This window comes from Thiomicrorhabdus sp. zzn3, assembly GCF_029767755.1.
Classification (GTDB): domain Bacteria; phylum Pseudomonadota; class Gammaproteobacteria; order Thiomicrospirales; family Thiomicrospiraceae; genus Thiomicrorhabdus.
Genome location: NZ_JARUQS010000001.1, coordinates 1,106,241 through 1,129,120, shown reverse-complemented (window position 1 = coordinate 1,129,120; position 22,880 = coordinate 1,106,241). Strand labels below are relative to the sequence as shown.

20 protein-coding genes are annotated in these 22,880 nt (G+C 48.6%); 14 read left to right on the top strand and 6 right to left on the bottom strand.

Going from position 1 to position 22,880, the window contains the following annotated elements; translation table 11 throughout:
• Positions 1 to 119: 119 nt before the first annotated feature.
• On the bottom strand, positions 120 to 839 hold the full coding sequence (locus tag QCB44_RS05265; RefSeq protein ID WP_279408353.1) for an LrgB family protein: 720 nt from the start codon (positions 837 to 839) through the stop codon (positions 120 to 122).
• A complete protein-coding gene (locus tag QCB44_RS05260) occupies positions 836 to 1,219 on the bottom strand; it encodes a CidA/LrgA family protein (protein ID WP_279408351.1) in 384 nt (127 codons plus the stop codon). Before QCB44_RS05260 ends, QCB44_RS05265 begins: the two co-directional genes overlap by 4 nt.
• A 291-nt stretch (positions 1,220 to 1,510) precedes the next feature.
• Between QCB44_RS05260 and QCB44_RS05255 the strand changes: the two genes are divergently transcribed.
• Together QCB44_RS05255 and QCB44_RS05250 are read left to right on the top strand one after the other, a co-directional pair.
• The gene (locus QCB44_RS05255) at positions 1,511 to 2,227 is read left to right on the top strand and encodes an MBL fold metallo-hydrolase (protein ID WP_279408349.1); all 717 of its coding nucleotides are present in this window, start codon (positions 1,511 to 1,513) and stop codon (positions 2,225 to 2,227) included.
• 34 nt (positions 2,228 to 2,261) lie between these two features.
• A complete protein-coding gene (locus QCB44_RS05250) occupies positions 2,262 to 2,897 on the top strand; it encodes a hypothetical protein (RefSeq protein WP_279408348.1) in 636 nt (211 codons plus the stop codon).
• A gap of 7 nt (positions 2,898 to 2,904) precedes the next feature.
• Here QCB44_RS05250 and QCB44_RS05245 read toward each other — a convergent pair whose 3' ends face one another.
• Complete coding sequence (locus QCB44_RS05245) at positions 2,905 to 3,111, bottom strand: DUF2905 domain-containing protein (RefSeq protein ID WP_279408346.1); 207 nt, start codon at positions 3,109 to 3,111, stop codon at positions 2,905 to 2,907.
• 154 nt (positions 3,112 to 3,265) lie between these two features.
• Between QCB44_RS05245 and QCB44_RS05240 the strand changes: the two genes are divergently transcribed.
• Positions 3,266 to 3,604 carry a DUF4156 domain-containing protein gene (locus QCB44_RS05240; protein ID WP_279408344.1) on the top strand — a complete coding sequence of 113 codons (339 nt, stop codon included), beginning with the start codon at positions 3,266 to 3,268 and terminating at the stop codon, positions 3,602 to 3,604.
• Between the two features lie 54 nt (positions 3,605 to 3,658).
• Positions 3,659 to 4,168, top strand: coding sequence for a heme-binding protein (locus QCB44_RS05235; protein WP_279408342.1), 510 nt, complete (start codon positions 3,659 to 3,661; stop codon positions 4,166 to 4,168).
• Between the two features lie 101 nt (positions 4,169 to 4,269).
• On the opposite strand, the gene QCB44_RS05230 is transcribed toward QCB44_RS05235, so the two are convergent.
• Positions 4,270 to 5,112, bottom strand: a complete 843-nt coding sequence (locus QCB44_RS05230; protein WP_279408340.1) for a CsiV family protein — start codon at positions 5,110 to 5,112, stop codon at positions 4,270 to 4,272.
• A gap of 18 nt (positions 5,113 to 5,130) precedes the next feature.
• Complete coding sequence (gene mfd / locus QCB44_RS05225) at positions 5,131 to 8,586, bottom strand: transcription-repair coupling factor (RefSeq protein WP_279408338.1); 3,456 nt, start codon at positions 8,584 to 8,586, stop codon at positions 5,131 to 5,133.
• 200 nt (positions 8,587 to 8,786) lie between these two features.
• On the opposite strand from mfd, the gene QCB44_RS05220 reads away from it, so the two are divergent.
• From QCB44_RS05220 to QCB44_RS05195, 6 genes are all read left to right on the top strand, one after another.
• The gene (locus tag QCB44_RS05220) at positions 8,787 to 9,998 is read left to right on the top strand and encodes a hypothetical protein (RefSeq protein WP_279408337.1); all 1,212 of its coding nucleotides are present in this window, start codon (positions 8,787 to 8,789) and stop codon (positions 9,996 to 9,998) included.
• Positions 9,999 to 10,235: 237 nt separating this feature from the next.
• Positions 10,236 to 11,558, top strand: coding sequence for an FAD-dependent oxidoreductase (locus tag QCB44_RS05215; protein ID WP_279408336.1), 1,323 nt, complete (start codon positions 10,236 to 10,238; stop codon positions 11,556 to 11,558).
• Between the two features lie 143 nt (positions 11,559 to 11,701).
• Positions 11,702 to 12,370 carry a trimeric intracellular cation channel family protein gene (locus QCB44_RS05210; RefSeq protein ID WP_279408335.1) on the top strand — a complete coding sequence of 223 codons (669 nt, stop codon included), beginning with the start codon at positions 11,702 to 11,704 and terminating at the stop codon, positions 12,368 to 12,370.
• Between the two features lie 11 nt (positions 12,371 to 12,381).
• The gene (locus QCB44_RS05205) at positions 12,382 to 13,632 is read left to right on the top strand and encodes a lipoprotein-releasing ABC transporter permease subunit (protein ID WP_279408333.1); all 1,251 of its coding nucleotides are present in this window, start codon (positions 12,382 to 12,384) and stop codon (positions 13,630 to 13,632) included.
• A complete protein-coding gene (lolD, locus tag QCB44_RS05200; RefSeq protein WP_279408332.1) occupies positions 13,625 to 14,311 on the top strand; it encodes a lipoprotein-releasing ABC transporter ATP-binding protein LolD in 687 nt (228 codons plus the stop codon). Before QCB44_RS05205 ends, lolD begins: the two co-directional genes overlap by 8 nt.
• A gap of 39 nt (positions 14,312 to 14,350) precedes the next feature.
• The gene (locus tag QCB44_RS05195; RefSeq protein WP_279408330.1) at positions 14,351 to 16,327 is read left to right on the top strand and encodes an ATP-binding cassette domain-containing protein; all 1,977 of its coding nucleotides are present in this window, start codon (positions 14,351 to 14,353) and stop codon (positions 16,325 to 16,327) included.
• A gap of 96 nt (positions 16,328 to 16,423) precedes the next feature.
• On the opposite strand, the gene QCB44_RS05190 is transcribed toward QCB44_RS05195, so the two are convergent.
• On the bottom strand, positions 16,424 to 16,627 hold the full coding sequence (locus tag QCB44_RS05190; RefSeq protein WP_279408328.1) for a DUF2892 domain-containing protein: 204 nt from the start codon (positions 16,625 to 16,627) through the stop codon (positions 16,424 to 16,426).
• Between the two features lie 261 nt (positions 16,628 to 16,888).
• On the opposite strand from QCB44_RS05190, the gene tig reads away from it, so the two are divergent.
• The 4 genes from tig to lon all read left to right on the top strand — a co-directional run bounded on the left by tig (position 16,889) and on the right by lon (position 22,779).
• Positions 16,889 to 18,202, top strand: coding sequence for a trigger factor (gene tig / locus QCB44_RS05185; RefSeq protein WP_279408327.1), 1,314 nt, complete (start codon positions 16,889 to 16,891; stop codon positions 18,200 to 18,202).
• Between the two features lie 184 nt (positions 18,203 to 18,386).
• Positions 18,387 to 18,989, top strand: coding sequence for an ATP-dependent Clp endopeptidase proteolytic subunit ClpP (gene clpP / locus QCB44_RS05180; RefSeq protein ID WP_279408326.1), 603 nt, complete (start codon positions 18,387 to 18,389; stop codon positions 18,987 to 18,989).
• A 10-nt stretch (positions 18,990 to 18,999) separates the two neighbouring features.
• Positions 19,000 to 20,259: an ATP-dependent Clp protease ATP-binding subunit ClpX gene (clpX, locus tag QCB44_RS05175; protein ID WP_279408324.1), complete on the top strand. Its 1,260-nt coding sequence runs from the start codon at positions 19,000 to 19,002 to the stop codon at positions 20,257 to 20,259.
• Positions 20,260 to 20,361: 102 nt separating this feature from the next.
• Entirely contained in the window at positions 20,362 to 22,779 is a 2,418-nt protein-coding gene (gene lon / locus QCB44_RS05170; RefSeq protein WP_279408323.1) for an endopeptidase La, read from the top strand.
• The last annotated feature ends 101 nt before the right edge of the window (positions 22,780 to 22,880 follow it).

The following is a 22,880-nucleotide window of genomic DNA, read 5'->3' as shown; positions in this document are numbered from 1 at the left end:
CAAAAAAGGCAAGCGCTGATTAAACGCTTTTCTGATGTTTATCTTACCGCTTTAACAAGGAAGTCGCATGCTTTGCGAGACGAAATCGAACAGGCCTGTTGAGAATGGCAGAGCCTCGATCAAGCGCTGATCAGTGTGAGCACCAGCGGTAAGACAAATGCCGAAATGGAAGCGGACAGGGCCATTGCCAATCCGGCAAACGCGCCCATTTGCGGACTGATCTGGAAAGCCCGCGCGGTGCCTAGCCCATGAGCTGTCACCCCCATGGCGACACCTTTCACCGATTCGTCCTCAATTCTGAATTTGCGTAACAGCCAAGTGCCGATGGCAGCGCCAAGAACGCCGGTAATCACCACAAACACTGCGGTTAAGGTAGGAAGTCCGCCGATTTGTTCGCTGATCCCCATGGCAATCGGAGCGGTGACAGATTTAGGAATCATCGAAAGCATGGTCTGTTCACTGGCACCAAGCCATTGGGCGATAAAGTACGCACTGACACCGGAAAAGCTGATGCCGATGATCAGTGCCACAGTTAACGGCAACCAAATGGTTTTGAGTTTGCGTAGCTGAAAATAGAGCGGAATGGCTAAGGCTACGGTAGCAGGTCCGAGCAAAAAGTGAATAAATTGCGCACCGGAAAAGTAGTCTTGATAGGGCATATCTAGCGCCCACAGCAACGCAATAATGATCACGATTGCCCAGGCTACCGGGTTCAGTATCGGGTTGTAGCGCCCCCATTCATAAAAGCGCCATGCCACCAGATAGCACACCAAAGTCAGGGTCAGACCAAACAGTGGATTGGCATGCAGATAAACCCAAATGGCCGACGGTGACATCATGGTGTCTCCTTAGAATCAGGCTGAGATGGCGAGTGACCGGAGCAGCGCATGAGTAATAGCATGATTCCGGCGGTCACCAGTAAGCCTAAAATCGTGCTGATCAGCAGAGCCAGCAAAATAGCCAGCCATTCGGTTTGCAGGCGTTCCCAATGCACCATCACCCCGACCCCGGCGGGAATAAACAGCAGTGAAAGATGCGCAAGAAACTGTTGCGCGGTGGGTTCCATTTTCAGCGCCAGCGGCTTCTTGAACAATAGAGTCAATAGCAATAACAGCATGCCGATCACCGGACCGGGTACGGGCAGAGCCAGTTGCAGAACAATCAGTTCGCCAATCAGCTGGTAGACCAGCAACAGGGTAATCACAGACAAAAACGACATGGGGCTTTTCTATAGGACTCTTCGCTTGGGACAATCGGTTTTAATTATTTGAAATTTTTGAAAATACATTCGGCTTTTTAGCCAAGAATATAGGTAATTTTTATTCAAATCAAGCGTTAAAAAACCGTGCGAACTTAGGGATGATAGCAGCGTTTGATCGATAAGCGGTTTTCAATCGATTAGCCTAATCATAGGAAAATTTTATAAGTTATCACGGGGAATTGCTTACAATTAGGGGCCGTTTCTTCGTGATGTAAACGGCATTCTATAAATCTTAAAGGAGAAGCACAGATGAAATATGAACTGGTGGTACTGGGCTGTGGCTCGGGCGCTTCTTCCATTTATGACGGTCTGGTCAGCAGCAGTTTTATGTTGCTGCGAGAAAATGAACCGTTTTGTCTGGTGGATCTTGGCTTGTGTGTCGGCAAGCAGGTGCTCTCTTATTTTGGCCATTTTCCGGAGCATATTTTGATTACTCACAATCACAGTGACCATGCGGCGGAGCTGCCGGTGGTGTTACGTGTGGAGCAGGCACAGGGGCGCAAACTGACCGTCTTGGCCCAAGAGGAGGTCGCCCATCGTCTGAAAACCCATCGTCTCGCAGAGCATTTGAGTTTGATGAGTGCCGAGGAGTTGGCAAGCTGGAAGACCGCTTCCAGCGGTGAAGCGATTGCCGTGGACGATCAGGTAGCGGTGACCTTTTTTGAAGGTGTACACTCCGAGTTCAGCTGTGGATTTCTGCTGTCAATTGACGGTCAGCCTCGGTTAGCCTATACCGGTGACAGTAAGCTTGATGAAGCGCTGTATTCTCAATTGGATTCGGCAGGTGTGTTTATAATCGATTCACGCCCAAAAGCCAATGCCTGGCATGCCAGCTTTGACGAGGTCAAGCCCTGGTTGAAAGCCGGGCGTTATATTCTTGGACACGGTTTGGATATGACGCATGTGCGGGTGCAGAAAAAACAAGGTTGGCCGTTGTTGTTGCCCGGGGATCGTATAGAGTTTTAATCGATCAAAATCTCTGCGTGAGGATGATAAAAGTATGAATATTGCGGCTGTTGTTAAGGAGTTGATACGCTGGATCTATGCGCTTTCCCCTTATTTTTGGCTGGATCGTTATTTTAAAAACAGGGAATTCGCATTTGAACCGGAGTCTGATTCCTGGCAACAACTGCGCAACCGGCGCCTGTTCCTGTCGGAGTTTTACATTGTGGGCTGGCTGGTTTTGGCAGCAGGCCTGTTTATTTTAAGCAGTCTTTTTTCTCTGCCGCAATGGATTGCGTTGTTATTAGGGTTGCGCATTATCGGTATTCTTAATAAAGAACTCGGGGTGATCCTGTTTGGCATCTGTAAAATCACCGAAGGCACGGCCGTGTCGGCAACCGGGCGGGTGATTGTGCTCGCCATGGTGAATTACCTGACGGCGATGTTTTTGTTTGCTGGCGTCTATCAAATCGTGGGCGCCTTTGCCGAAGTTCCTGATTATTTGCTGGGTGCGTGGCAAGCGCCGTTAATGCAAGCCATGCATACCCAGTTTGCGCTGAGTCCGCCGTTTGTGCCTGCTGATTTGCTCACCTGGGGTGTTTTGACGTCGCATGGCCTATTTTGTTTTATGTTCGGCACTATCGTGATCTCGCTGTTCGTTTCTTTGCTGAACGTCAAACCGTTAAAGGCCTGAGGAGTCTTCAGCGTTTAAAGAAGTTCAAAATTAAACTGATGGCAATGCTGGTCAGGATCATCGAGGTAAAAGGGATGAAGAGCTCGCCACGGGCGGTTTGAATGTGAATGTCGCCGGGCAGCTGGCCAAACCAGCTTAGTAAACCCGGTGCCCATTTAACAATGACGCCGATCACTACCAAAAGCAATCCGATGAGAATTAAAATTGAAGCCATAGCTGCGTCTATCCATTTGTTACAAGGCTTTGACCCCTTTTGTGAAAAGATTGCAAACAGGTTGATCTATTTGCGATCTGTTTGCATTATAGACAGGGTAAAGAGATCTGTTAACGATTTCAATCTAACCCGCTAAGGGCTAAAGGAGAAGATCATGAAAAAGGTGACGGCAGGGGTCAGAGCACTGGTTGCAGCCACAGCTGTGGCGACACTGTCTGCGTGCAGTTGGGTAAAGGTCAGTGAGCAGGGCGCGCAGGTGAGCGTCAGCAGTTATGAGCAGGTAGCGTCCTGCGAGAAACTCGGTTATACGCGCTCGCTGGTTAAACACAAAATCGGTTTTATTGAGCGTGATGCAGACAAAATGACCGGAGAATTGACCGCGTTAGCACAAAACGAAGCCGCGTTGATGGGCGGGGACACCATTGTGCCGCGTGCCCCGGTGAAAGACGGGGTGATGGTATTTGATGTTTACCTCTGCAACCCTAAAAAATAAACGCAGATTAAACTGAACAGGCCTGCTAGGCCTTCATGGCAAAAGGAGTTCGATGTGAGATTACAGGGTGCAAAAACCGTTCGATCAGCTATGTTGTTGGTGTTGGGGATGTTAAGTGCCACGCCCGCGGCGTTTGCCGAAGATGTAGTGGACGAACGTAATATTGGCATGGAACTGGCGCGCGATCTGGCAAGTGAAGCGATTACGGCGTGCCGTGAAAAAGGCTATTCTGTCAGTGCGGTAGTGGTGGATCGCCACGGTAATCAACGTGTGGCGTTGCGTGATGATTTTGCCTCCAAGTTTACTTTGCAAATCGCCGAGGAGAAAGCCAATTCAACCATTATGTCCGGGCTGAAATCCGGTGACTTCCGTGCCCAGCGCGGCGATATCCGTCCGGAGTTGAATCATGTGAATGGCGTATTAATGATGGTCGGTGCGGTACCGATCATCAGCGGCGGGGTACGTGTTGGGGCAATCGGTGTCAGCGGTGCGCCCGGTGGCGAAAAGGATGAGGCGTGTGCCCTCAAGGCATTGGAAAAGCTGGAAGATCGATTGGCGTTTTAAGTTTTTCGGTTCTTTGAAACTGAACAGGCCTGCCGGAAATAACTCCTGGCAGGCCTGTTTGCTTTTTAAGGGAGTTGTCGAAATCTTTTCTTAATAGCTGCTTAAAGTTCTGCGGGGCCGTTATAGCGCAGTTGCACCAGAACGCCGAATTGTGGGTGATCCAGGTAGTGAAGCTGATTCGGGCGAATCTTGCGGGCTTCTTTGAGTTTGAAAGACCAATACTCCGGGGCGACGAAAGGCGCATTCTCAGCGTAGCCGTTTTCATTGGTTGGCATCAGCTTTTGATGGTCAATAAATTCATCGATAATGCGATCCGGGATACGACGCTCCAGATTCAGGTCGAAATCGACATGGGCATAGCGGCTTTTATAGAGCTTAACGGTGCCATAAACATTGGTGGTGCCGTAAGCACCTTCAATACTGATCTTCGGCATTTCCTGGTCGCCGGCGGTATTTTGTGACCAGGCCTGATGAAACAAGATGCGATAACCTTTTTTGGGGCTGAGACGCGCCGCTTGATCGGTGAGGGCGTTGGCTTGGGGTTTAACTTGCATGTCACCGCTATCCTGCTGCCCGTCTAATAGTGCCTGCAAAGAGAAAGCCGACTCGATTTCCGGTTCTTCAATGTCTTCCGGCCAATACTCTTCGGTCCAACTTTTGAGGGCAAAGGTCTCGAATACAATCACTTCCAAGGTGTAGTTGGGAATGGCATCTTCACCGTTGGCGGGTTGGGTAAACTTCGGAGGCGGCGGGGGCAGAGCAGGTTGTGCCTCTGCCGTCGATTCGACCGCATTGGTTATACCCATCACTTCTACCTTGTCTGCGGCTTGCGCGACAAAACTCAATGAAGCCAGGCTGCCGATCAAAAAGGTGCGCGTTATCTGCTGAATAAAGGTTGGTGTGGCCGATTTCATCTTGTCGGTTCTTAAATAAGAAGAGTTCATAGTGCGATTGACTGTACCTTAAGCGTCCGCTTTTATCGAGCGAATCATCAACTCAATGGCTGCGATTCGGGATTCCAATGTTGGCATTGTATCGAAAAATTTCAGCTCGGTCTGACCTTTTAATTGGTAGTTCTTCGGATAGGCCTGAATCAACTGAATCAGCTTTAACGGGTCGATATTTGGTTGATTATTGAACTGCACGCGAATCATCGCTTCGCTGGCATCCAGTTTGGTGATGCCGATCGGTTCGATCAGCAATTTGACCTGAGTAACGGCAAACAGGTTTTTAACCTGATCCGGCAGCAGGCCGAAGCGGTCGATCATCTCCACTTCCAGTTCATGCAAGGCATCGTCGTTATCGGCGCTGGCAATGCGTTTGTAGAAGACCAAGCGGCTGTGAATATCCGGCAGGTAGTCTTCGGGAATCAACGCCGGTACCCCCAAATCCACTTCACTGCCGGTATGCAATGAGGTCGTCAGTTCCGGCTGCTTACCGGACTTTAAGGCCTTGACGGCGCGTTCCAGCAGTTCGCTGTAGAGGCCGAAACCGATCTCCTGAATCTGTCCGGACTGACCGTCCCCCAGCAGTTCCCCGGCGCCGCGAATTTCCAGGTCGTGGCTGGCAAGCATAAAACCGGCACCCAAAGTGTCGTGCTTGGCAATTGCAGTCAGGCGTTTTTCGGCATCGGCGGTGAGCAGCGATTTGCCGGCGGTAAACAGGTAGGCGTAGGCGCGATGATGCGACCGACCGACACGGCCGCGTAGCTGATGCAGTTGCGCCAGACCGAACTTGTCGGCGCGGTGGATCAGAATGGTGTTGGCGGTTGGAATGTCGATTCCGGTTTCAATGATCGTAGTACACACCAGAATATTGAAACGGCGGTGGTAGAAGTTCTCCATCACGGTTTCCAGTTCGCGTTCGTTCATCTGACCGTGGGCGTAATCGACCTTGGCTTCCGGAATCAGCGTCTGCATGTCTTCGACCATCTTCTCGATCTTGTCGACGTTGTTGTAAAGCAGATAAATCTGTCCGCCGCGGCGGATTTCACGCAGGCAGGCTTCGCGTACCACCTCCTCGTTCCACTCCTGGACAAACGTCTGCACGGCAAGACGCTTGGCCGGCGGGGTGGCAATGATAGACAGGTCGCGCAGGTCGTTCATCGCCATATTCAGGGTGCGCGGAATCGGCGTGGCGGTCATGGTCAACACGTCCACTTCGGCGCGCAGTTTTTTCAGCTGCTCTTTCTGGCGCACGCCGAAACGGTGCTCTTCATCGATGATAATCAAGCCGATATGGGCGTATTTGACGTCCTTTTGAATCAGCTTGTGGGTGCCGATGATAATATCGATTTTGCCTTCTTCGAGGTCGGCGAGAACCTGCTTCTGTTCCTTGGCGGTCTGGAAACGCGACAGCACTTCGATACGCACCGGCCAGTCGGAAAAACGATTGCGGAAGTTTTCCAGATGCTGTTGTGCCAGTAGGGTGGTTGGCACGAGAACGGCGACCTGTTTGCCGTCATAGGCGGCGACAAAGGCGGCACGCATGGCCACTTCGGTTTTACCGAAACCGACGTCACCACACACCAAGCGATCCATCGGCTTGGCACTGTGCATGTCGTCAATGACCGCTTCAATCGCCGCCTGCTGATCGGGGGTCTCTTCAAACGGGAAGCTGGCGGCAAAGCGTTGATAGGCTTCTTGCGGGGTTTGGAAGGCGTAACCGGGGCGGGCTTCGCGTTGCGCATAAATATCCAGCAGCTCGGCGGCGACGTCATGGACTTTTTCCGCCGCTTTGCGCTTGGCTTTGTCCCACTTGTCGCTGCCCAGTTTATGCAGCGGGGCGGTTTCCGGGGTCGCTCCGGTATAGCGGCTGATCAAATGCAGTGAGGTGACCGGTACATACAGTTTGGCTTCACCCGCATATTCGATCGTCAGGAATTCGCGCTCTTCACCGCCGACATCCAGCGTTTGCAATCCCTGATAGCGGCCGACACCGTGGTCGATATGGACAATCGGGCTGCCGATATCGAGTTCGATGAGGTTGCTGATGGCGGTGTCGAAATCGCTGTGCTTGCGTTTGCGGCGGCGTTTTTGCACCACGGTCTGCCCGAAAATCTGCGCTTCGCAAATGACGCTGATGTGCGGGGTGTGAATCGAGGTTTCCAGCGGGCTGACGACAATCGTATAGGCCTGATCGGATTTTAGGGCTTCCTCCCAGCTATGCACGATATGCGGATGCTGTTTGTGTTTGCCGAGCAGAGTCATCAGAGTTTCACGGCGCCCGGTGCTTTCGGCACTGTAAATCACACGTCCTTGGTTTTCACCGCAATAGTGATCGCAAAAGGCGTTCAGGCGCGCCAGCGGATAGTCGCTCTGCGGCTGCACACTCAGATCAGGCAGGTTCAGGGTGTCAAACGAAACGGTGGTTTTGCTATTGACCGCTGTTTGCAAGGTAATGCGGTGATACTGTTTGAGCGTGGTCAGCAGTTCGGTTTCACCCAGGATCAGTTCCTGGGGTGGCAGAATCGGGTAATCGGGATTGTGCTGGCCGATCTGGTAACGCTCGTTGTAGTCGTGCTCTACCTGTTGCAAGGTGGTCTGCAGATCATCAAGATCAAAAAATTGGGTATTGTCCGGCAGATAATCAAACAGTGATGTCAGGTGTTCATGGAACAGCGGCAGGTAGTATTCGAGTCCGCCGACTGCTTGGGCGTCGCTGACCTGCTGGTAGAGCTGGCAGTGACGGCTGTCATCACCGAAGGCGAGTTTGAATTTCTGGCGGAAGCGCTCAATCCCCTGCGGGGTAAAATCGTACTCCTTGGCCGGTAACAGCTGGATGCGTTCGATCTGTTCGATGGAACGCTGGCTTTCCGGGTCGAAGCTGCGGATGGTTTCGATCTCATCATCAAACAGGTCGAGGCGGTAGGGTAGGCGGCTGCCCATCGGGTAGAGGTCGATAATGGAGCCGCGAATGGCAAATTCACCGTGCTCCATCACCTGGCTGACGCGTTGATAGCCGCCGGTTTCAAGTTTTTGTGCAAACTGTTCCAGGTCAAGGCGTTCACCGGTAGAGAGTAGAAAGGTAAACGCTTGAATGTAATCGTGCGGTACGACGCGTTGCATCAGCGTGGCGAGCGGTAAAATCAGCAGGCCTGTCTGAGTCTGCGGCAGGCGATAGAGGGTTTTTAAACGCTCGGAAATCAGGTCCTGATGCGGGGAAAAACGGTCGTAGGGCAGCGTTTCCCATTCCGGAAAACTCATCAGCGGCAGATCAGGGGCAAAAAATCGCACTTCGTCCATCATGCGACTTGCGCTTTGGGAATCCGGGGTGATCACCACCACCAGGCCTGTTGCGTTTTGGCAGTGGCGGGCAATGGCCAGACTCTGTTCGGCGGAGTTTAGATTAGCCCAATAGGAGCGGTGCCCTTGAAGGGAAATGGCATTAAGATCGAAAAGTGAACGTTTGTTTGTCATGTCAGATGCGGGTAGTTGCAGTGATGGGTTGATTCGCGGTTGTGCTTATCAATTAAAGCGCACTATTTTAAACTACGCGTCTGGCTTACGAAAGTGGCGTCTATTCCGTACGCTTTGAATTCTTGTTTAGCGGCAGGTTATTGAGTTCGACGCTTTCAAGGTGAGTTGTTGTTTAAACCAGTGGACATAAAGGATAAGACATGAACTGGGCATTTAATTGGGTACAGATTATGGCGCACCATAAAAAGCTGCTAGGGGCCTTGCTGGCGTTGTTATCTGCAATGTGTCTGTCGGGATTGGTTTTTTTTGAAAGTCGTCTTTCCTGGCAGGCCTGGGGGATATCGGCCTCGTCATTGGTGGTGATGTCTGCGGCTTTGGCCTGGTTGTTGGCGTCGGTTAGAACTGCGCTGGTTCAGTTGGGATTGGGTCTTTACATTCTGTTGATGACACTTGGCGGCCTTGGTTGGTTGGGGGTGGTTTTGGATGCGAACAGTGTATTGGGTCTGGTGGTCGTGATGACCTTGATGACCAGTAATCTGATTCATGTCTTAAGCAGTCTGTTACGCGAAATGGCGCGTGGTCTGTTTCAATTTGATGCTGTTGCGGAAGCCCTAAAATTGAATCACCGCCCGATCTTTCTCTCCAATTTAACGACCTTGCTGGGCTTTGTCTTTGCGGCCTGGTATGAACCACAACTGCAATCGATGGCGGTCGTGGTGACGCTAGGCGCCATTTTAAGTTATGCCGTGACTCTGAGCTGGTTGCCGCTTATTTTGCTGAGTTGGTTATTGGAGTTCAGGGTGGGGAATCCATCTGATCGTCACGGCTACCTGTTTGTACTGGATTGGATGAAGCGCTATCCGCGTTTGAGTTTGGCGTTGACGCTGGGGATGTTAACGCTTCTATTGGGGTTGGTGTTGAGTCAGCCGATGATCTGGAATGCCATGGCCAATATGTGGGGGATGCTGCTGGTGCTGGCGCTGTTGTTTGTGGTTTTCTGGCACAGTGTGCATTTAGCACTGCTCAATACTTTGGCGAATTTTGCCGCGTTATTGTTTGCTCTTGCGCTATTTGTTTGGCTGGTTGCTCCGTCAAGTTTACCGTTATTGTGGTTGATGGTGCCGATGGGATTGATTGTCGATGACGGCATTCATTTTTTTTCGCGCTATGTCCGTGCCAAGCAAGGGTTGTTTCGTGATAACGACTCGGCGGTACGGTATGCCATGGCCAGTGTCGCACGTCCTATCTGGTTAAGCAGCTGGACACTGTTTTTAGGGGTTGGCGTATTGCTGTTGAGTAGCAATGATGATATTCAACAGGCTTCTTGGGTGACCCTGCTGTCATTGGCGACCGCGACGGCGGTGATTTTATGGTTAATTCCAGCTTATTTGGTGAGGCGGACGAATCAGTAAAATTGATGGTTAATTATCAGTGTATTTAATGCTTATGGGCATGGGTAAAGTTTCATAAGGGAAAATTTTAGTGATTAATTAATTTAATTGATGAGTGATATGTAAATTTTATTGTTATTTTGGGATTCTTTAGTCCATTATTGAACCCACTTTTGGGTCGCAGAACCCTTAATAAATGGGCCTTATAGGCCATTATTAAATAATTAAATCACTTGAAGAACAAGAAAGGATAGAAGTATGGCAACAGTTGTTGTGGTTGGATCGAGTACAGGCGGATTGCCTATGTCCTACGACATTCGTAAGCACCTTGATAAAGGTCATACGATTAAGGTCGTAAATGCCATTGATGAGTTTAATTTTGTTCCATCGAACCCGTGGGTTGCTGTCGGCTGGAGAAAGCCTGAAGATATTTCATTCAAATTGGAGCCTTATCTGACTCGCAAAGGCATCGAGTTTTATCACAATACTTGTACCGGCTTGGATCCTGAGAACAACAAGATCACCTTGGATGACGGTTCTGAAATGGAATACGACTATCTGATTCTGGCGACGGGTCCGGCACTGGCGTTTGATGAGGTTGAAGGGTTCGGACCTAAGAGTCACGGTGGTAACACGGTATCGGTATGTACTACGCCGCACTCGGTTGAAGCGCATGAGCAATGGGAAGAGTTCTGTAAAGATCCAGGGCCAATCATTGTCGGTGCGGTCCAAGGTGCCTCCTGTTTCGGTCCGGCTTACGAGTTTGCCATGATTATGGAAACGGATCTGCGTAAGCGTAAGATTCGTAGCCAGGTTCCGATGACGTTTGTCACCGCAGAACCTTACATCGGACACCTTGGTCTTGGGGGGGTAGGGGACTCTAAAGGGTTGATGGAATCCGAGTTGCGTAACCGTCACATCAACTGGATCTGTAATGCAAAAACCACCAAAATCGCCGATGGCATTATGTATGTAGACGAGCACAACAACAAAGGTGAGGTGATCGATCAACACGAATTGCCATTTAAATATGCGATGATGTTGCCGGCCTTTAAAGGGTCTAAGTTCCTGCAGGAGATGGTGGATCCAGATCCTGAAAAAATGGGTGGGCCATTGGTTAACCCACGTGGTTTCGTCAAAGTTGACCAATTCAGCCGTAACCCGACTTACCACAATATTTATGCGTTGGGTGTTGGGATTGCAATTCCTCCGGTGGATACCAAGTGTCCAGTGCCATGCGGTACACCAAAAACCGGATTGATGATCGAGTCGATGGTGACGGCGATTTGCCACAATATCGAAGCCAATATTGAAGGTAAGGAGCCTCATGAGGAACCAACCTGGAATACGGTGTGTTTGGCCGATATGGGGGATTCGGGAGCGGCATTCGTAGCCTTGCCTCAGATCCCGCCTCGTAACCTGACTTGGGCGAAAAAAGGGAAGTGGGTGCATTTGGCCAAGATCGCGTTTGAGAAATACTTTATCCGTAACATGAAGGCGGGTAACTCTGAACCGATTTACCAGAAGTACATTATGAAGATGTTGGGGATTAACCGTTTGAAGTCTGACGCGAAAAAATAAGTCGGACCTGAAACGTTAATACCAAAGCGTAAACGCCCTCTAAATTGAGGGCGTTTTTTGTTTTAGGGGACGGATTAGTTTCCTTAATTACAGAATGGACATATTACAGTTTTCTTATTTTATTGATCCTATATAATGCGCCTATGAGTTTGGCGCTGATATTACATTATTTGGATCTGTTGGGCACGGTAGTGTTTGCCATTACCGGGTTGTTGGCTGCACGTCGTAAGCAGCTAGACCTGTTCGGTGCGATCGTCATTGCCATGGTGACCGCGATTGGCGGTGGAACGGTTCGCGATCTGATTATTGATGTGCCAGTCTTTTGGACACAGGAAGACCTTTATATTTATGTGGTGGTGATTTCTGCGCTGCTGCTCTTCTTTTTAGCCCGTTTTAGGCGGTTGCCTGTCAAGTTGCTCCTGTTTTTAGATGCATTGGGCCTGGCCGTGTTTACCGTCATTGGCACGCAAAAAGCCATGGCTTTGGGGTTCTCGGATCCCATTGCGATTATGACCGGCATTATGACCGGTGTCGTCGGCGGTGTTATTCGCGATGTGCTGGTGGGGGAGGTTCCCCTGGTCTTTCGTAAAGAAATTTATGCGACCGCTTCTTTTGTGGGGGCCAGTTTGCTGCTGTTGCTGGTTCAATGGGAGGTCGCGACCGATTTAGCGGTAGCGGTGGCAATTATTGTTACCTTGGCAATGCGTGTGGGTGCCATTATGTATAATATCGAACTGCCGGTGTTTATCTCTTATAAAGCCCCTCAACCTCCTCAAATGCGTCCCGAGGACCGGGATAATCATCACTCTTAATTAGGTTTATTATGTTTAAAGCGCCGTTTGAATTGTTACTCGGTTTTCGCTATACCCGTGCGAAACGTCGCAATGGCTTCATCTCGTTTATTACCTTTTCTTCCATGATCGGCATCGCCTTGGGGGTGACCGCGTTGATTACCGTGCTCTCCATTATGAACGGATTTCAACAGGAATTGCGCGATCGAATTTTGGGGATGACTGCACACATGACGTTGACGGAAAGTGATCAGCGTTTGCATGACTGGTCGACACTCTATCACGAGGTTAAAAAAAACCCTGAAGTGGTCGGTGCCGCGCCCAATATTATGGAGCAGGGCATGTTGACGCGTAGCGGTGAGGTTAAAGGCGTGGCGGTTCGCGGGATTGATCCGGCCTACGAGAACGAAGTGGCCGATATCGAAAGCAAAATGGTTCGCGGTTCCCTAAATGATCTGAAGCCTAAAGAGTATGGTGTGGTTCTGGGGTCTGAACTGGCAGTAAGTTTAGGTGTATCCGTGGGGGACAAAGTGACCTTGATTGCACCTCAGGGGACTTTTTCCCCGGTCGGGATGGTGCCAAGGATTAAGCGTTTTACCGTCACAGGACTGTTTGAGGCCGGTATGCATGAGTATGACAGTGCTTTGGCGATTATTCACATTGAGGATGCGCAAAAGGTATTTAAGTACGGTAACGAGGTGGGAGCGCTGCAGCTTAAAATCAAAGACATGTTTGAGGTGTTTGATGTACGCCATCAGTTGGGTGAACAGTTGAACGGCATCTACTATGTGCGCGACTGGACACAGCAACATGCCAATTTTTTTAGAGCGATCGATATGGAAAAACGCATGATGTTTATTGTTTTGGCGCTGATTATTATGGTCGCTGCCTTTAATATCGTCTCGACCATGGTTATGGTGGTGACCGATAAACAGAGTGACATTGCGGTATTGAGAACGCTGGGGGCAACGCCGATGAGTATTCAGTATGTGTTTATCATTCAGGGGTTGATCATTGGTTTGAGTGGGGCTGTTTTAGGGTTGATTGGCGGGGTGTCTCTGGCTTTGAATATTGATGTCATTATTCCGTTTATTGAACATCTGCTCGGCTTTAAGTTCTTCCCCGCGGATGTGTATTACATCAGTCAGGTGCCGTCTAAGCTGGTATGGAGCGATGTGTGGTATATCACCGGACTGGCATTCCTTTTAACCTTGTTGGCCACGCTCTATCCTGCATGGAAGGCTTCCAAAGTGCATCCGGCGGAGGCGTTGCGTTATGAGTAATCAGAATTCAGTGCTTTCGGCACAAAGGTTGCAAAAAATCTATCAGGAAGGGCCTATTGAGACCCGGGTGTTGACCGACGTCAATTTAGATATTTTGGCGGGTGAGATGGTCGCAATTGTCGGGGCTTCCGGTTCCGGCAAGAGTACCCTGTTGCATCTGCTGGCCGGTTTGGATCAACCCACTTCGGGGGAAGTGAAGCTCAATGATCAACCATTTTCAGAACTCAGTGACGTCAAGCGCGGACAGATGCGTAACGTGCATATGGGGTTTGTCTATCAATTTCATCATCTGTTGCCGGAGCTGACAGCGCTGGAAAATGTGATGATGCCTTTGCGAATTCGCCGTGAAAACGCCCAAAGTGCGCGGATGCAAGCTCAAGCCTTGCTGGAACGGGTCGGATTGGGACACCGCTTGAAACATAAGCCCAGTGAACTTTCCGGCGGTGAGCGCCAGAGAGTCTCGATCGCGCGTGCATTAATTACCCGTCCGGCGGTGATTTTGGCGGATGAGCCTACCGGTAATCTGGATCATGATACCGCCGAGCAGGTCTTTCAAATGATGCAGGAATTGAATCAAGAGCTGCAAACTGCACTGTTAATCGTGACCCATGATCGTGATCTTGCTAAGCGCATGAACCGCCAATTGCATTTGCGCGACGGTCAGTTACACGCCGAATAATCGCAGTTGTTCGAACAGATTATTGCATAAGGTTTTCGAGTGTTAGCAATTCAAAACGTTTCTATTCGCGCCGGCATCAAGCCCCTTTTTGAACAGGCCTCCTTAACCGTTCATCCTGGACATAAAATCGGTTTGATCGGCACTAACGGCGCAGGTAAGACCACGCTGTTTAGAACGATTATGGGAGAAGTTCCTCTGGAAGCCGGGCAAATTTCCGTGCCGTCCAACTGGGTGATCGGTTATGTGGAACAGGAAGCTCAATGCCAAGGTCAGAAGGTGTTGGATTATGTCTGCGGGGGCGATACTCAATATGCACAGCTGGCCGAAAAGATTCGTCAAGCGGAGCAGGGTGACAGTGACGATACATCTCATCAGCAATTGGTTGATGCGCACGATGAAATGGATCGTATCGGTGGTTATGAAGTGCCCAACCGTGCGAAGCAGCTTTTGGCTGGCCTGGGCTTTACCAATGAAGATTTCGAACGCATGATTGAATCCTTTTCAGGAGGTTGGCAGGTACGACTGAAATTGGCACGCGCTTTGATGCAGCGTTCGGACTTGTTGCTTCTGGATGAGCCGACAAACCATTTGGATATTGAGGCGGTGGCTTGGTTGATTCAGTGGCTTAAAGGCTACCAGGGCGCGGTGCTGATCATTTCCCATGATCGTGATTTTCTTGATCAAGTGGTGCAGGGGATTGCCCATATCGAACAGCACAAGATTCGCTATTACTCAGGTAATTTCGAAGCGTTTGAACGCCAGCGCAATGAGCAGCTCATGCAACAGCAGGCGTTACACGACAAGCAAAAGCAGCAGATGCAGCATCTTAAAACCTTTATCGAACGGTTTAAGGCAAAAGCTTCCAAGGCTAAGCAGGCGCAAAGCCGGGTTAAGGCATTGCAGCGCATGGAAGAGGTTGCGGCGGTGCAGGCAACCAATCCGTTTCATTTTGAATTTCCAACGCCTCCGCATCAGCCGGATCCGATGATGAATCTGGAAGAGGTGAGTTTCTCTTATCAAAACAAGGCACTGTTTGCCGGCGTCAATTTGGTTTTGCGTGCTGGAGACCGTATCGGTCTGGTTGGAGTCAATGGCTCCGGTAAGTCGACGTTAATTAAGTTATTGGTCGGGGAATTAAATCCGAATTCGGGATTGGTTCGAATGAGTAAAGGGGTGCGCATCGGCTATTTTGCCCAGCATCAGTTGGAAGCCTTACAGCTGGATCAAAGTCCGTTGCAGCACATGTTGGCCTTAAGTAAAGAGCTGGATGAACCTTTGACGGACCAGCAGGCGCGAGACTTTTTGGGGCGATTCGGATTCTCTAACGAGCAGAGCTTGAGTGTTGTGGAGCGCTTTTCCGGTGGGGAAAAAGCGCGACTGGCACTGGCGATGATCGTTTTGCAAAAGCCGAACTTGGTGATTTTGGACGAGCCGACCAACCATTTGGATATGGAAACCCGAGATGCACTGGATATGGCGCTGCAGGAATTTGGGGGCGCGTTGATTCTGGTGACGCATGATAAGCACTTGTTGGCGAGTATTGCGGATCAGTTCTGGTGGGTGCATGACGGCACCGTCACTCGTTATGAAGGAGATTTGGACGGTTATCTGCAAGCCCGCCTGAAGGTGTTGAAGCAGGCCAATGCTGAATTAAAGCAGGAGCGACTCGCGCAGGCGCAAAAAGGGGGTGGGGGCGATGAACCGACGTTAAACCGCAAGCAGTTAAGACAGCAGAACGCTCAAAGGCGCAAACAGCTGGATGCGTTGTTGAAGCCTCAGCAGCAGTCGTTGAAAAAGATTGAAAAGCAGTTGGAATCGGCACAGCAGAAGTTGGCTGAATTGCATGTCTTGATGGAAGACGCTTCTCTGTATGAAGCGGAGAATAAAGAGCGTTTGACCGAAATCTTAAAACAGCAGGCGCAGCTTGAATGTCATATTGAAGAGTCAGAGATGGAGTGGTTGTCGCTTCAAGAGGAAATTGAGTCGTTAACCGAACAATTTGAGCAAGCAAATTAACTGTATTGAGTTTGCAAGATGCGTTTATAAACACAACAGGCCTGGTGAATACCAGGCCTGTTGTGTTTTGGGCTTTTGACTTTAAATAATGAACGCTTAGCGGAAAGCGATACCGTGTTTAAGTCCAAACTTTCTTAGGATCTTAACCATTGGGCAGAAGCCGGTAACACCGGCGAAAAGCAGGTTGGCTCCAACAAATCCGGTTAGGTATAGCCACTCTTGGGCGTGGTACACACTTAGAATGGTACTGGCTAGAACCATGGTTCCGGCTACCAGTAAAATGATTTTTTCAATGGTCATAATGGTGTCCTTCGAATGTAAATTGCAGAGTTGTTTTTGAGGTTGCTACGGTTAGTTTTCCGTATGTATTCATATGAAAAATTAATGCAAATTTTATCATTTATTCAAGGGTCGACAAAGTGTTATCCATAAAAACTGAGAGTTTTTCTTTGTTTTTCTTTAATTTATCTTCATAAAAAAGTATAATTTTTGGCCTTATTTCAAGCTAGTGTGTTTGAAGACAGTAGCTTCTTTTTACAAACCAACTTTTGAGAATAGAACATGCAAGTAACTGTAGAAAAGCCAGAACAAGGTCTTGAGCATAAAATTACGGTCACATTCCCGTCAGATGATTTAAACGGTCAAATCGAGAAGCGTTTGAACGAAATTCGTCGTACCATCAGAATGGACGGTTTCCGTCCTGGTAAGGTGCCTTTGAACGTAGTGAAAAAACGCCACGGTGCACAGGTTAAGCAAGAGATCATGGGTGAGCAGGTCCAGCAGAAGTTTTATGATGCTGTGACTCAAGAAGACCTGAAGGTGGCTGGTTACCCAATGTTTGATGAGTTGGATGACAAGGACGGTCAGATCACTTTCACGGCACGTTTTGAAACTTATCCTGAAATTGAATTGCCGGAGTTTTCCGGTGTTAAGGTTGAAAAAATCACCGCTGAAGTCACAGATAAAGATGTTGACAGCATGATTGAGCGTCTGCGTGAACAACGTACTGCTTGGAAGCCATCCAAGAGTGCCGCCAAGAAAGCGAAAAAAGGTGAGCAGGTCATCATCGATTTCGTTGGTAAGTTGGATGGTGAGGTGTTTGAAGGCGGTTCCGCTGAGAATGTTCCATTGGAACTGGGAAGTGGGCGTATGATTCCTGGTTTTGAAGACGGCATTATCGGGATGAAAAAAGGTGAAGAGAAAACCATCGAAGTCACTTTCCCAGAAGAGTACCAGTCTGAAGAATTAAAAGGTAAAACAGCGACTTTTGATATCACCGTGCATTCGATTTCAACGAAAACATTGCCAGAGATCGACGAAGAATTTGTGAAGTCATTCGGCATTGAAGAAGGCACTGAAGAAGCGCTGCGCAACGAAATCAAAGAGAACATGCAAAAAGAGTTAGCGCGTGCCATCGAAAGCAAAAACCGCACGGCCGTACTTGATGCTCTAGAGCAGGTTGTTGATGTTCAGTTGCCAAAAGCGTTGGTGGATCAAGAGGTTCAAAATTTAATGAACAGCATGATTCAAAACATGCAGCAGCAAGGCATGAAACCAGAAGACGTTAATATTTCTGCAGATCACTTCCAGAGTGATGCGGAAAAACGCGTCAAATTGGGCTTGATTATGGGCGATATTATCCGCGCGAACAATATCCAGGCGTCTGATGATGCGGTGAATGCGTTTATAGAAGAACAAGCTTCTTCTTATGAAGACCCTTCGCAAGTCATCGACTGGTATAAGAAAAACCCTCAAGCGATGAACGAAATTAAAGCGATTGTGGTTGAAAACGCAGTGGCTGAGAAAATTTTAAGCGAAGCTAAAGTCAAAGAAGTCAAAAAGTCATTTGACGAAGTGATCGGGCAAGCTGCTTAATTTGTTGTTGTCGAGTCGGTTGTTTAAGTCAAACTGGCCTAAATAACAGGGATCCGAAAACTTAACCCCTGAAGAGAATTTTGGACTCTCTTTGGGGGTTAAGTTTTTTTTTGGCCAAGAAAAGGCTAAGATAGCGCTATAAACGCGATAGATTAATCATAATAAACGAGGATATGGACACAGAATGGACAGTAATTTGATTCAAAACGCTTTAGTTCCAATGGTGATTGAGCAGACGAGCCGTGGAGAGCGTTCGTATGATATTTATTCCCGTTTATTAAAAGAACGAGTGATTTTTCTGGTCGGTCAGGTAGAAGACCAGATGGCCAATCTGATTGTGGCGCAAATGTTGTTTTTAGAATCTGAAAATCCAGATAAAGATATCCATCTCTATATCAACTCTCCAGGTGGGAGTGTTACGGCCGGTATGGCGATTTACGATACCATGCGCTTTATCAAGCCGGATGTGAGTACCATGTGTATCGGTCAAGCGGCAAGTATGGGGTCATTCTTGCTGTCAGCCGGGGCTAAGGGGAAACGTTTTGCTCTGCCCAATTCGCGCGTGATGATTCACCAGCCACTTGGCGGTTTTCAAGGTCAGGCAAGTGACATTCAAATCCACGCGCAGGAGATCATGAAAATCAAGCAGACCTTGAATCAGGCGCTGGCTGACCATACAGGACAAGATATCGAAACCATTGAACGTGATACCGATCGTGATAATTTTATGAGCGCGCAAGAAGCGTGTGATTACGGTTTGGTGGATCAGGTTCTGACTCAAAGATAGGTAGAAGCGAATGAGCGATGAAAAAACATTGTACTGTTCTTTTTGCGGGAAAGGGCAGGATGAAGTCCGAAAGCTGATTGCCGGCCCATCGGTCTATATCTGTGATGAGTGTGTTGAGCTCTGTAACGATATTCTTCAGGAAGAGTTTGGCGCTGAAGAGTTAAGCCACTTTGAGTTGGAAAACTTGCCGACGCCCCATGAAATCAGCCAGATTCTGGACGATTATGTCATCGGTCAGCATCAGGCCAAAAAAGTGCTTTCTGTAGCGGTTTATAATCACTATAAGCGTTTGCAGAATGCGCATGTAAAAGATGATGTGGAATTGACCAAAAGTAATATCTTGCTGATTGGTCCAACAGGATCCGGTAAGACCCTTTTGGCGCAAACGCTAGCACGTCTTTTGGATGTGCCTTTTGCAATTGCCGATGCAACTACGTTGACCGAAGCCGGTTATGTCGGCGAAGACGTCGAAAGTATTGTACTGAAACTGTTGCAACGTTGCGATAACGATCCGGAAAAGGCAGAGCGCGGTATTATCTACATCGATGAAATCGATAAGATTACCCGCAAATCTGAAAACCCTTCGATTACGCGCGATGTTTCTGGTGAAGGGGTTCAGCAGGCTTTGTTGAAGCTGATCGAGGGAACCCAGGCGTCAGTGCCTCCTCAAGGTGGCCGTAAACACCCAAACCAGGATATGATTCAGGTCGATACCTCCAAGATTCTGTTCATTGTGGGGGGGGCTTTTGAAGGCCTGGATAAGATTATCGATCAGCGTACTGAAACCAATCTTGGCATCGGTTTCTCTGCCGAAGTGAAATCGGCGGATAAGAAAAAGACACTCTCTGAAAAATTCCTGAGCATTGAGCCGGAAGATTTGATTAAGTTTGGCTTGATTCCGGAATTTGTCGGGCGTTTGCCGATGATCTCTGTTTTGGAAGAGTTGGATGAGGAAGCTTTAGTTAAGATTTTGACCGAGCCAAAAAATGCCTTGGTGAAACAGTTCCAGAAAATGTTTGAGTTGGAAGGGGCTGAACTGCAATTCCGTAAAGACGCGCTGCATGAGATCGCGCATATGGCGATTGAACGTAAAACGGGTGCGCGTGGACTAAGATCCATCATGGAACAGTTGCTGCTTGACACAATGTATGATCTGCCAAGCTTGAAAAATATCGATAAAGTCGTTATTAATAAAGCAGTCGTTCAAGGTAAGAAGCCACCTATGATGGTGTACGAAGAAGACGAACCCAAAAAAGCCTCCAGTGAATAACAGAGGATAGTGCGGTTGACTTGTCTTATCAAAATACCCAGCCCGGCTGGGTATTTTTTTAGGCGTTAAAGTGGCTTCTTGCCCCTTAAGTGAAGGAATAACATGGAACTTGACCAAGTAACAATGAAAATGAATGTTTTAGTATTGCCATTGAGAGATGTTGTTGTCTTTCCGGGCAATGTTATGCCGCTGTTTGTCGGTAGAGAAAAATCGATCCAGGCGCTGAATGAGGCGATGGAGGGCGATAAGCAGATCTTTTTGGTCACGCAGAAGAAAGCGGAGCAGGATGTCCCGACGCTAGAAGATCTTTATTCAGTGGGCACTATGGCCAATATTCTGCAGTTGCTTAAATTGCCGGATGGCACCGTTAAGGTATTGGTAGAAGGAGTGCAACGTTTCCAATTGTTGGCACTGAATAACGAAACCAATGTATTAATGGGGGATATCAGTGAATTTGTCTCTGAAGAGGAGAATCCGAGTGAAACGACAGTACTGATTCGCGCTCTTAAAGACAGTTTCTCTAAATACGCTGAATTGAAAAAGAAAGTCCCGTCTGAAGTGCAGACGTCGGTTAAGAAAGAAGAGAATGCAGATCGTTTAGTGGATCTTGTGTCTGCCAACGTTAATCTAAAGGTCAGCGATAAGCAAGAGTTGCTGGAAATGTCTGCAGTCAATCAGCGTTTGGAACGTTTGTTGACGGTGGTGGAAACCGAGCGTGAATTGCTGGAATCTGAAAAGCGCATTACTACGCGCATCAAAAAGCAGATGGATAAAACGCAACGCGAGTACTATTTGAACGAGAAAATTAAAGCCATTCATACTGAATTGGCTGGTGGGGATGAAGAAGCGCTGAATGAATTTGATCAACTCGCCGAAAAAATCGAAAACGTCGGGTTAAGCCAAGAGGCGAAAGAGAAGGCGAATGCCGAGTTGAAAAAACTCAAAATGATGCCGGCGCAATCTTCTGAGGCGACTGTGGTACGTAATTATCTCGACTGGTTGTTGCAGATTCCCTGGAAAAAGCGCAGTCGTGTCTCGAATGACCTGAATAAAGCTGAACAGATTCTCGACAGTCAACACTACGGTTTGGAAAAGGTTAAAGAGCGTATTGTTGAATATTTGGCCGTGCAGAAACGCGTGCGCAAGTTGAAAGGGCCTATTTTGTGTCTTGTTGGGCCTCCTGGTGTGGGGAAAACGTCACTGGCACGTTCGATTGCTGAAGCCACCAATCGGAAGTACGTGCGTATGTCATTAGGAGGGGTGCGTGATGAGGCTGAGATTCGCGGACACCGTAAAACCTATATTGGTGCCTTGCCCGGAAAGATCATTCAGAAAATGAGTACGGCCGGAACCAAGAATCCGCTGTTCCTGTTGGATGAGATCGATAAGATGTCTAGCGACATGCGTGGTGACCCGGCTAGTGCCTTGCTTGAGGTGTTGGATCCAGAACAAAACAGCACCTTCAATGATCACTACCTGGAAGTAGACTATGATCTTTCTGACGTGATGTTTGTTGCGACGTCCAATTCCATGGATATCCCGGAAGCGTTGCTGGATCGCATGGAGGTGATCAATCTTTCCGGTTATACCGAGATGGAAAAACTCAATATCGCACGTGAGCACTTATTGCCAAGGGCGCGCAAAGATCACGGGATTAAAAAAGATGAGTTGGAAATTAGCGAGGATGCGCTGAAAGCGATCATCGAAACCTATACCCGTGAAGCGGGTGTGCGTCTTCTCGCACGAGAGTTGGCCAAAATTTGCCGTAAAGCGGTCAAAAAATTGGTTACAGAAGAGGTTAAAGGCAAGATCGTTGTCACTCCTGCTGACTTGGAAGAGTACTTGGGGGTAGCGCGTTATCGCATCGGTCTGGCGGATGAGATGAATCGAATCGGTCAGGTCGCCGGTTTGGCGTGGACGCGTGTCGGTGGTGACTTGTTGCGTATCGAAGCGACAGCGATGCCGGGTAAAGGCAAGCTTTCAAGCACCGGGCAGTTAGGCAGCGTGATGAAAGAATCGGTAGATACGGCGATGAGTGTGATTCGCAGCCGTTCAGCTCAGTTAGGTTTGCAAGCGGATTTCTATGAAAACCTGGATCTCCATCTTCACTTCCCGGAAGGGGCGATCAAAAAAGATGGTCCGAGTGCAGGGATTGCGATTTGTACAGCAATTACTTCTGTTTTGACGCAAATTCCGGTGCGTGCCGATGTGGCGATGACGGGCGAGATTACATTACGTGGTGAAGTGTTACCCATTGGTGGCTTAAAAGAGAAGCTTTTGGCCGCTTTGCGTGGTGGAATTAAAACCGTTTTGATTCCGCATGAGAACGTGCGTGATCTCGCAGATGTTCCTGATGAGATCAAAAAACAGTTGGATATTCGTCCAGTAAAATGGGTGGAAGAGGTTTTAGAGGTCGCTTTGGAGAGTCAACCGGTGCCTTTGAAAGAAACCGGTGAAATTGCCTCTTTATCGGCGCAGGATAAGGTAAAAACCACAGAAAAGGGCTCTAAACGCCATTAACTTGGTAATTTCCCTGATTTTTACTTGACACTGCAAACTAAGGATTGCTATAAATGGTTCTAGCCCTTTACTGGCGCTAGAATCAAACAAAAAAATGGTAC